This window comes from Paenibacillus sabuli (assembly GCF_014705605.1).
Classification (GTDB): domain Bacteria; phylum Bacillota; class Bacilli; order Paenibacillales; family Paenibacillaceae; genus Paenibacillus_D; species Paenibacillus_D sabuli.
This window is the reverse complement of sequence record NZ_JACXIZ010000081.1, coordinates 1-10483: the sequence shown is the minus strand read 5'-3', so window position 1 is coordinate 10483 and position 10483 is coordinate 1. Positions and strand designations below refer to the sequence as shown.

At 44.5% G+C, this 10483-nt stretch carries 12 protein-coding genes and 1 pseudogene; all 13 read left to right on the top strand.

Annotated features, from left to right (window positions below):
• Positions 1-253: 253 nt before the first annotated feature.
• A complete protein-coding gene (locus IDH44_RS25970; RefSeq protein WP_190921726.1) occupies positions 254-682 on the top strand; it encodes a hypothetical protein in 429 nt (142 codons plus the stop codon).
• An 85-nt stretch (positions 683-767) separates the two neighbouring features.
• Complete coding sequence (locus IDH44_RS25965; protein WP_190921725.1) at positions 768-1055, top strand: nucleotidyltransferase family protein; 288 nt, start codon at positions 768-770, stop codon at positions 1053-1055.
• Positions 1052-1399 (top strand): HepT-like ribonuclease domain-containing protein, encoded by a 348-nt coding sequence (locus tag IDH44_RS25960; protein ID WP_190921724.1) that lies wholly within the window; start codon positions 1052-1054, stop codon positions 1397-1399. Before IDH44_RS25965 ends, IDH44_RS25960 begins: the two co-directional genes overlap by 4 nt.
• A gap of 276 nt (positions 1400-1675) precedes the next feature.
• Positions 1676-2002: a transposase gene (locus tag IDH44_RS25955; protein ID WP_190921723.1), complete on the top strand. Its 327-nt coding sequence runs from the start codon at positions 1676-1678 to the stop codon at positions 2000-2002.
• A 44-nt stretch (positions 2003-2046) separates the two neighbouring features.
• On the top strand, positions 2047-2451 hold the full coding sequence (locus IDH44_RS27500; RefSeq protein ID WP_397326852.1) for an IS3 family transposase: 405 nt from the start codon (positions 2047-2049) through the stop codon (positions 2449-2451).
• Between the two features lie 636 nt (positions 2452-3087).
• Entirely contained in the window at positions 3088-4626 is a 1539-nt protein-coding gene (ltrA, locus tag IDH44_RS25945; protein WP_223870056.1) for a group II intron reverse transcriptase/maturase, read from the top strand.
• Between the two features lie 83 nt (positions 4627-4709).
• Complete coding sequence (locus IDH44_RS25940) at positions 4710-5210, top strand: integrase core domain-containing protein (protein ID WP_317890262.1); 501 nt, start codon at positions 4710-4712, stop codon at positions 5208-5210.
• 125 nt (positions 5211-5335) lie between these two features.
• Entirely contained in the window at positions 5336-5728 is a 393-nt protein-coding gene (locus tag IDH44_RS25935) for a GNAT family N-acetyltransferase (protein ID WP_190921720.1), read from the top strand.
• Positions 5729-5956: 228 nt separating this feature from the next.
• Positions 5957-6382, top strand: a complete 426-nt coding sequence (locus IDH44_RS25930; protein ID WP_190921719.1) for an NUDIX hydrolase — start codon at positions 5957-5959, stop codon at positions 6380-6382.
• Between the two features lie 50 nt (positions 6383-6432).
• Positions 6433-6972, top strand: coding sequence for a GNAT family N-acetyltransferase (locus tag IDH44_RS25925; RefSeq protein ID WP_190921718.1), 540 nt, complete (start codon positions 6433-6435; stop codon positions 6970-6972).
• Positions 6973-7160: 188 nt separating this feature from the next.
• Positions 7161-7928, top strand: a complete 768-nt coding sequence (locus tag IDH44_RS25920; RefSeq protein ID WP_190921717.1) for a nucleotidyltransferase domain-containing protein — start codon at positions 7161-7163, stop codon at positions 7926-7928.
• A gap of 381 nt (positions 7929-8309) precedes the next feature.
• Positions 8310-9182 (top strand): serine/threonine protein kinase, encoded by an 873-nt coding sequence (locus IDH44_RS25915; RefSeq protein WP_190921716.1) that lies wholly within the window; start codon positions 8310-8312, stop codon positions 9180-9182.
• A 154-nt stretch (positions 9183-9336) separates the two neighbouring features.
• Positions 9337-10395 (top strand): annotated as a pseudogene (locus tag IDH44_RS25910) (IS3 family transposase).
• Positions 10396-10483 lie beyond the last annotated feature (88 nt).

Sequence of the window (10483 nt, the reverse complement as noted above, 5' to 3'; positions counted from 1 at the left end):
ATGAAGCCAGGAAGTAGAATCAGCCGGACACATCCGACTTCGTCGGACGTCATGAACCCTAAACGTTATCAGCAACTCCTGTAGCTAAATCAAAGAAGAACAAGCCCAGCCGTCATCCGATCGTGCAAAAGTGGAAGTTGGATGAAACGGCACACAAAATTGTGGCCAGCGGCTGAAAAGGAGCCGCCGGGAAGGTTCTCCCCCCTGAAAACCGAAAAGACGTATAAAAAGCAAAAGATGGAGTTAGTGGAGCGTGGAGCGAAGCGAGCAGAACGTTACGAGTGACGATCAGAGGGATGAGCGCCAACGTGGTCGCCGTGTAAAAGGACTTGGTCAGATTCATCTATTCAATCATGATGATCGGATCGAAGTTGTAGAGGTTCATCCTGTAAACATGGATGAACAGAAGAATGGATTGAAGAACCGGATAAAAGACGATGAGAAATTCTATGAAAAACCTTATGAAAACCTGTTGAAAAGACTTGAAAAAGACTTGAAAAAGACTTGGGGGGGAGAACCTTCAAAACAATTTTGTTTGGGCTTAGTCAGCGGAGCAACTGATAACAACGGGTGCATGCTGCGCGGCATTCGCCGCTTGGTCCGGACCGGAGGTATGAAGCCAGGAAGTAGAATCAGCCGGACACATCCGACTTCGTCGGACGTCATGAACCCTAAACGTTAGGTGAAATCCCCTTAAAGATTAAAAAGAACAAGCGACACAAATTTAGGATATAATGAAAATAATACATTGGAATGGGGTGGATTCAATGACGCGTGAGGAAATTGAAGACATACTCAGGGTAGAAAAGGAATATCTAAAGCGTGAGTTTTATGTTGAAAAAATTGGACTTTTTGGATCGTATGTACGTAATGAACAAAAAGGGTCTAGCGATATTGACGTATTAGTTGAGTTTTCAAAGCCAGTAGGCTTTGAATTTATAACCCTGAAGAATTACTTGGAGGATTTGTTTAACAAGCCAGTGGATTTGGTAACTGTAAGAGCACTCAAACCTATAATGAAGGAAGAAATTTTGAACGAGGTGCAATTTCAATGAAACGGTCGATCATGTTTTTGGAAGATATTTTAGACGCCATGAATCGAATACAGGAATATATACGAGGGGTCGATTACGACTCCTTTTTAAATAATGGCATGATGATTGATGCGGTTATTCGAAATTTAGAAGTGATTGGTGAGGCGTCCAGAAACACCTCTGATGATATACGCTTAAGATATCCAGAAATTCCTTGGCGCAGCATGATTGGACTACGAAATATTTTAATTCATGAATACTTCGGAATTGATGAATCCATTGTTTGGGAAGTGATTACAAAAAACTTGGGAGAAATGAGACCCCATCTTTTGAAAGCCATTCAGGAAGAAGGGGACACCACCTAACAACGAGTTCAATGCTGCGCGGCATTCGCCGCTTGGTCCGGACTGGAGGTATGAAGCCAGGAAGTAGAATCAGCCGGACATATCCGACTTCGTCGGACGTCATGAACCCTGAACGTGATATGACATTGGACCCGATGAGACAGCGAGCGGTAAACTGAATAGGTTGGGATCGAGCAGCCAGCTTGAATCAAAGAAGAAATCTATTTAGCCCCCAAATGAACTTGGACAATACACCCCTTATTCCGATACACTGAAATCAGTCGGAGGGGAACGCAAATGGAGAGAAAACGGTACGATCTAAATTTCAAAAAGATGGTGGTAGCCAAGGGTAGAGAGGTCGGGAACATGACGGCCGTCGCCCGGCAGCATGAATTGGATCCCAAGATGGTGCTTCGCTGGGCGAAGGAGCTCAGCCGCATGGATCTGGAACAACTGGACGGATCCGCATTGAAGCAAAGCGCCTTCATCCCAACGGCATCGGATTATGCAGCCTTGGAGAAGGAGCATGAGAAGCTGAAGAAGCTGTATGCCGAGCAGGCGCTGGAGCGAGAAATCCTCCGTGACCTGTTAAAAAAAACGAATCCAAACTTGAGGATAAAATAGCCATCGCTCAGAAGTACATTCAGCTGGGGCATGCCATTCGTCTGGTGCTGCGCATTTTAGACGTGGAGCGTTCGACGTATTATGCACATGTGAATCGATCTGAACATCACGAACCTATCCACAGGAGCGGTCGCCCCGCGCCTGGTTATTCATACACGCAAGACGGCAAGCGGATTAGCGATGAACAAGTGAGCGAGTGGATCATGGAACTGCTGGCGGATGAGTATACGTCCGTCTACGGATACCGCAAGCTGACGAAAATGCTGCGGCGCGAGCATCGTTTGGTGATCAATAAGAAGAAAGTCTATCGGCTGTGCAAAGCCATGAATGTCCTGCGGTCCCAGCGCCAGGTGAAAGTCAAGCATCCGAAGCGACTGGCCAATAATCGGCTTCTCACGGGCTCCAATCAGCTCTGGGAAACGGATATTAAGTATGGTACGCCCAGCTAACAAGTTCCCTCAGTGGAACGAAGTTACTTGAGCATGTTTGGAATACATGTCGATTTTTTTTTTACAGACATGTCCTTCCCCTGCTGTGAGGGGAAGTGAGCCGAAGCGGCGGTGACTTGCCGACACTGGCAAGGTGACGTAGTCCGTGGGAAACGGGGCTTGCGGCGAAGCGATTACGCCAAGATGAGTCTCTAGGCTGAGCATGGGAAGGTTGAGGAACACGAACCTATTAAACCGCATCTGAGGGTTGAAATGTCACCTCTGCCTACATCGCTTAATAGGCAGGACGCGGACTGAACTTCCGTTAGCCGCATTGACGGAATTCACGAATGTCGGTTAAACATGTAGGTTAACTGACAGGGATTCATGAGGAGTGCACAGCTAGATCGTGATGTCCGCGACGACTTGCAGAAAGCAAGGATAAAGACTGCGATAGGCAACCTAACCCATGTGTGAAGTCCAGCATGTGAACTGGGGAAAGTCTGCATGGATGCCAAGGGAGTGAGTTCCCCGATGCTATGCAGAATGACGGAGCCTCCGTAGTAGTCCGAGATCGGGAAAGCCGGTTACATGGCGAAGGGAGGCAGTTTAAGTGGTTTGCTTAGCCTATTAACTGACCTAGTGAGGTGAAGACCTTTGATAATCGGTGAAATGCAAAGCAAACTGGCGACATGGGCAACAGAAAGCAAAGAACGTAAGTTCGACCGACTCCTAAGACTTATTGCAAACAAGACTTGGCTCAGCAAAGCGGCTAGTACTACTCTGGCTTCAAGTGGTGCCCGAACACCTGGTGTAGATGGCATCAACAAGCACAAGATGGAAGAAATGCTTGACCTTGAACTAGACAACCTACGGCATGAATTGCTGACGGGAACGTACTGTCCGCGACCTGCGCGGCGCGTATATATTCCAAAAGCGAATGGCAAGCTTAGGCCGTTAGGTATTCCTTGTCTTCGAGATCGTATCGTGCAACGTGCGATGGTCATGGTTATGGAACCGATCTGGGAGAGCGACTTTCACCCTCAATCCTATGGATTCAGACCTGCACGAAGCGTTCATCATGCCATCCGGACGATAAAGATGCAACTACAGGATGGAAATGAGCGCACACACGCAACTGCAGGCCGATGGGTCATAGAAGGCGATTTGGCCAGCTACTTTGATACCGTTCATCATCGGTTGCTGATGAAGGCAGTCCGTAAACGCATCTCTGATCAACGCTTCCTTGCATTATTATGGAAAATACTAAAGACAGGATGTGTAGATCGCGGATTATTCCGAGCCTCTAGTGAAGGAGTTCCGCAAGGCGGTGTCATCTCACCGCTACTATCCAATATTATGTTACACGAATTCGATCAGTGGATGGAAGCGGAATTTCTGAGTAAGAAGGTAAGGAAGGATCGCTGGGCGTGGAATTTCGGCATTCAGAATGAGCGTCCTATCGCAATACGAGAAAATCGGCAATGGAAGCCAGCAATCTCCTACTGCCGTTACGCTGACGATTTTGTGGTGGTAGTCAAAGGAACCAAGGCACACGCTGACGAAGTGCGAGAAGCATGTCGTTCATTTCTAGAAGATCGGCTGAAACTCACACTGAATATGGATAAAACGCATATTACGCATGTGAACGACGGGTTTATTTTCCTTGGCCATCGAATTATTCGCAAGCGTGGAGCCAGAGGTCGAATGCGACCTGTATCCTCTATACCTTGGGATAAATACCGCCGTTTCACAGAGAAATTGGTCAAGCAATTGTCAGGGAATTTCAGTATGAACACCATGGATTTGGTCGAAAGCCTGAACCGACAACTTGCGGGATGGGCAAACTTTTATCAATACACAGACCATACCGCGACGATATACGGTAAAGTAGATCGCACGGTCTTCTGGAAACTCGGCTATTGGCTTGCACGAAAGTACAATTGCGGATTCCGATCATTGATGAAAGAGTATGTCCGATCCCCAGAGAAAGGAAAGGCTAAGATTTGGGTACTGCAAGGTCGAAACAGCCGAGGATTCTATGGAGAACTGCCGCTGAAAAGGCTAATAACTAGCCGTAAAGGTTGGTTCACATGGCGCACTTCTGCAGAAAACCCATATATTCTACGTTCAGAGAAACCTCGTACCATTCAATCCAATTATGACGAAGTCGCCTTTGCTTTGAGCAACGCTTAAATGGAGAGCCGGATGCGCTGAGAGGTGCAAGTCCGGTTCGGGAAAGAGAGATGAGGAAATAGTCCGACTACGCCTCATCTCTTATTTCACGCTGGATTGAAGGTGAGAGACGATTTTTCTTCCTGCTCAGCATCATCGATGTGTTCGACCGCGCGATCGTCGCCTACCATCACGGCCTGTCCTGTGAGGCGAAGGACTTGGTTCAAATCACGCAGGAAGCGCTGATGAAGCGCCAGCTCTTTGACAAAACGAATCGGCCTGTCATTCGCTCTGACAATGGCCCGCAGTTCATTAGCCATCGCTTTGCGGAGGCCTGTGCACAGTTTCAAATCGTTCACGAACGCATTCCACCAAAGACGCCGAACAAGAATGCGCATATCGAATCGTTCCATGCGATTCTCGAATCGGAGTGTTATCAGCGGCACGAGTTTGAAAGCTATCAGCAAGCGTATGAAGTCGTCAGCGGCTTTATCCACAACTACAATCACAAGCGAATCCATGGTAGCTTATATGATCTGTCGCCGTACGAATACCGAGATGCCATTCAACAAGGGACGGTGGAGCCCAAGGTCATCAAAGTGTAACCACCGGAAGAAAAATGACGAAAACCGCAGCAAGATTAAGCAATTCTATGCATCTGGTCGAATAAGAGGTGCGTGGTCCGGATTAAAGGGGTTAAACCGATACAAGAAAACTGCAGCCTTTTACAATGAAAGATGCGGAGAAGTGGTATCAGCATACGATGAGTCAGCCTTTAGAATGGGCAATAGAGTATGAAGGAAGATGTATTGGTCAGGCCAGGCTGACCGTTAATGAAGCAGATAAAAAAGCTACATATGCTGTCGGCATTTTTGATTCAAGCCTATTAGGTAAAGGGATTGGAACAGACGTTACAAGAGCCATGCTAAAATATGCATTTGAAACTCTAAAGCTACACAGAGTTGATTTGAAAGTGTTGGAATATAACCAGCGTGCCATTTCATGTTACGAAAAATGTGGGTTTATAAAGGAAGGTGTTGAAAGAGAAGGTGCATTAATTGAAGGGCAATGGAGAAGTGATTGGAGTATGAGTATTCTCGAACAAGAATACTTTGATGTATAACGATTCTGAGAGCAATTTGAAGAGGGCATTACATTCATAATAAGGGTTTCAATGCTGCGCGGCTTTCGCCGCTTGGTCCGGGCCGGAGATGAAAAGCCAGGAAGCGAAATCAGCCGGACACATCCGACATGGGTCGTCATGAACCCAGAACGGTAGATGAAACCTGCCAAGAACTATAAAACCCTAGTGCCATAGATCTTAAACATATGATCTAGTGAGGAGATTTCTATGAACCCACCCAAGCACATCGTATCGGCAGCTGCCATTGTAGTCAATGAAAAAGACGAATTGTTATTGATTAAAGGACCAAAAAGATGCTGGGAGATGCCTGGTGGTCAAGTTGAAATAGGCGAATCATTAAGGGAAGCCGCCATTAGAGAAACCAAAGAAGAATCAGGAATCGATATTGAAATTATTAAGTTCTGTGGCATATTTCAGAATGTAAGCAATTCAATATGTAATACACTATTTTTAGCAAAACCTATAGGAGGAGAATTAATACGATCATCGGAAAGTTTAGATTCAGGCTTTTTCCCGATTAAGGAAGCGCTTAATAAAGTGGAATGGAAAGATTTTAGACAAAGAATTGAGTACTGTTTAAGGCCTGAAATGCAGCCCTTTTGTGTAGAATTTATAGATCAAAAGAACATTTGAATGTATTCAGAAAGCGGCAGGCATCATCTATATTTTGAAGGAGTCAACCAATGAAGATTAAGGTGCAGTTAACGAACAAACACGATGCTTATATTATAAAGAACCTATACCCTTTGTTTCTGTACGATTTGTCTGAACATTATGTCAGTTTTCCAAACATTCATGGAATTTATGAGGATAGTGATGAGTATACAACACTGCAAGAGCAATATGAGGTGCAGCATATCTGGTGGGAGAAGCCAGAGTGTTTATATCCATTTTTGATTCGTGTGGATGATCAGCCGGCTGGATTTATTTTGATTGCGACTCCTCCCCATTGTTCAACGGAAGTTGATTACTTTGTTAATGAATTTTTTCTATTACGTCCGTACAGAGGTCAAGGAATAGCTGAACAGGCTGCCATTCATGTGTTTGAACAATTCAGAGGAAGATGGGAGTTGTTTACCAACCCCTCTGAAAAAAATACCGTCGGGCAAAAATTTTGGAGGAAGACGATATCTAATTACAAAAAAGGGGAATATTTGGAGAAATACGGCGATACTTTTGACGGATATAAACTTATTTTTCGTTTTGATAATTCAAAGGAGTAATAGGAGAGTTTTTCAAAGTTCCGTCGTCTAACCACGAGTTCAATGCTGCGTGACTGACGTCGTTTGGCTTGGTCCGGACCAGAGCCGACAGACAGGAAGTAGAACCAACTGGGACATATCCGACTTCGTCGGAGGTCAGGATCCCTGAACGTTAGCCGAAAGAAGTGCTTAGTTTAGGAGGGGATTGTATGATATTGGGGAAAGTTATAAAAAGAACTGCAATACAAAGTGAATATAGGGATTTTGTTGATAAATATATAGAGCATGTCCTTTCCGAATTCAAAGGCAAGATTCATAGCATTTATATGTGTGGCTCGATTCCAAAAGGAACTGCTAAACCTTTTCAGTCAGATGCCGACTTTACTATTGTATGTGTAAATCCCAAAGATATTGATTACGAAAGATTGTCAAATATTAAAAACAGGATTTTGAAAGAATATCCACTAATAACTAAGATTGATACGACAATTTGCTCGATTGACGATGTATTGAGTAAACCAAATGAGTGGGGTTTTTGGGTTAAGATCATTTGTGTTTGCCTATATGGGCATGACGTTGGTGAAAAAGTACCACCGATCCTTATTTCTCCAGCGTTCATTTTAGACTTAAATACAGAGACCAAGAAGGAAGTCGATCGTATACATCGTTTACTCTCTAATGCTAGTGATAACACAATGAGAACAAGATATATAAAAGGTTACTCTAAAAGATTATTTCGAGCATTATACTCTTTGGTTTTAGAAGATACAGGTGTATGGCAAGATGACATTCATAAGATGAAGAATGCCATATTAGATTATTGCGAGATTGACTCCGCTTTAATTGATGATCTGTATGCTTGTTACTTGGATACTAATGTGGATGTTGAAGAGTTTCTGGGAGTTGCAGATGAAGTATATAGGTATTTTGAGAACGCCTTGAATACAATGGCTGCTTCCAGAACTTCCGACGGCTAACAACGATTTTAATGCTGCGCGGCTGACGCCGCTTGGTCCGGACCGAAGCAGAGAAACCAAGAAGCGGTACCAGCCGGATGCATCCGACTTGCGTCGGACGTCATGACCCTTGAACGTTATACGACATTAAGTCCGTCGAACCCGGCTCTCGTTAGTCGCCTTAAGCCAACGAGAGAATGGCTCATTTCGGAGATCGGTATACGCTTGTTTCAAATTTCAAGCCGCTGTTGTGCTTTGGACAAAGCCGCCGTGAAGCGTCATGGCCATTTGCATAGCTAGGAGATCGTTGGCCAGATTAGACATGAAGAAACACCTTCCTTTATTACCCATATAATCGCGAAAGATGTGGTAAAATGGAAATGCATAAAGATCGGAGGAACCATGGGAGATTCTATCTACTCTTATCAAATTGGTAAAGTCAACTTCAAACTTAAGGAACGAATTTCTTTTGAATGGTTAATGAATTTAGGCAATGTATTTGAAGTGTTTGATGAACAAGATTCAGGAAACATTTGTTTTGGTGTTGAACAAAATGGAGTGAAGAAATTTGTTAAATTTGCTGGCGTTCAGACACTTGAATACGAGGGCGACCCTTCAGATGCAGTTTCTCGGTTAGTGAAGGCAATCCCCGTTTATAACGATCTAAAACACCCGAATTTAATCAGTTTATTCGATCATTTTAAAGTTGAATCAGGTTACGTGGCGGTGTTTGATTGGTTTGAAGGAGAGAATCTTCATCCGCATTGGGTGTATCCTCCTCCTGCCAAATACAATGATCCGAATTCCCCATTCTACAAATATAAGCAATTAAATTTACAACGAAGGTTGGAATCATTAAATCATATTTTTGCTTTTCATGTCTTTATGGAATCGAAAGGCTATGTGGCCATTGATTTTTATGATGGGAGTATACTTTACGATTTTACTCGCCACGAAACAAGAATATGTGATATTGATTTTTATGAGAAAAAGCCATACGTTAACTTGATGGGAAGGATGTGGGGATCTTCAAGGTTTATGTCTCCTGAAGAATTTGAGTTAGGAGCGAGAATAGATAGTCGCACGAATGTATTTCACATGGGAGCGACTGCATTCGTGTTATTAGGTGGTGAACGTGATCGATCAATCGAGAAATGGGAAGCGAGTCATGATCTTTATCAAGTTGCGTATAGAGCCGTTGAATCTGATAGAAATAAAAGATTTGAATCTCTTTCTGATTTTTATTTGGCGTGGAATGAAGCGAAGGTCTTGTGAGTAATCCAAAGAGGTGCGAGGCATCGCTATTTAGCCCCTATTTGAACTTGGACAGTACACCCCTTACTCAGATATGGATCGGTTACACTAAGTTGGACAGAAAAAATAAGGGCTTGTAGAATAGACCTAGAATGCTAAGGAGCGGATCTCTACAATGCCGAAACAAAAACGACGTACCTTTACCGCAGAATTTAAAAAGCAAATGGCGCAGCTTTATGAGAACGGGAAATCCCGAGCAGCGATTGTCGAGTGTCGAGGAGTACGACCTCACAGCTTCTGCCTTAGACCGATGGATCAGCCAATCACAGCGCACAGGTTCCTTTAAAGAGAAGGACAACCGCTCATCAGAAGAGCAGGAATTAATGGATCTGCGGAAAGAGAACCAACGTCTGAAGATGGAGGTGGACATTTTAAAGCAAGCCGCGCTGATCATGGGACGAAAGTAAATATCATTCGTAATAATTGTGATAAATACTCGGTATCAGCATTGTGTAGCGTCCTGCAAATCGCAAGAAGTACGTTTTATTATGAAGCCAAAGAACGGCCGAATGAAGACGTGGTAACAGATGCAATTGTGGATATCTTCCACAAGAATCGAAAAGCCTACGGTACACGAAAGATTAAAGCCAAGCTCCAGGAACAAGGACTCGTCGCGTCCAGACGCCGTATTGGCCGAATCATGCAAGAGCAGGGCCTGGTCTCCACGTATACCATTGCCCAGTTTAAGCCCCACAAAACGGCCTGTAATGAGGCGGCAACGACAAATGTGTTAGATCGTGAGTTTGACCAAACGGAAGCGAAACGCTTCGTGGTCAGCGATCTCACGTATGTAAAGGTAGGGCACCGGTGGCACTACGTATGCGCCCTCATAGACCTGTTTAATCGAGAGATCATTGGCCATAGTGCAGGTCCGCATAAAGACGCTGCTCTGGTTTCACGTGCCTTTGCGACGGTAGATGGCGATCTGAGCCAAATCCAGTGGTTTCACACGGACCGTGGGAGCGAGTTTAAAAACGAAACGATGGACGAACTCATGGATACCTTCAAGATCGGTCGATCGTTAAGCGCTCCCTATGACAATGCTGTGGCTGAAGCGACCTACAAGGTCATGAAAACGGAGTTCATCCATCAGATGGAGTTCCAGAGCCTTCATCATCTGAAACTGGAATTATACGACTACGTCAACTGGTTTAACAAGCATCGCATTCATTGAATATTTCAGTGCGGCGGAGCCGCTGAGTTAATGAGTGAGAGCCACGATGTTAATGAAATAGAGCCACCGTGTTAATGGACAGAGCCAC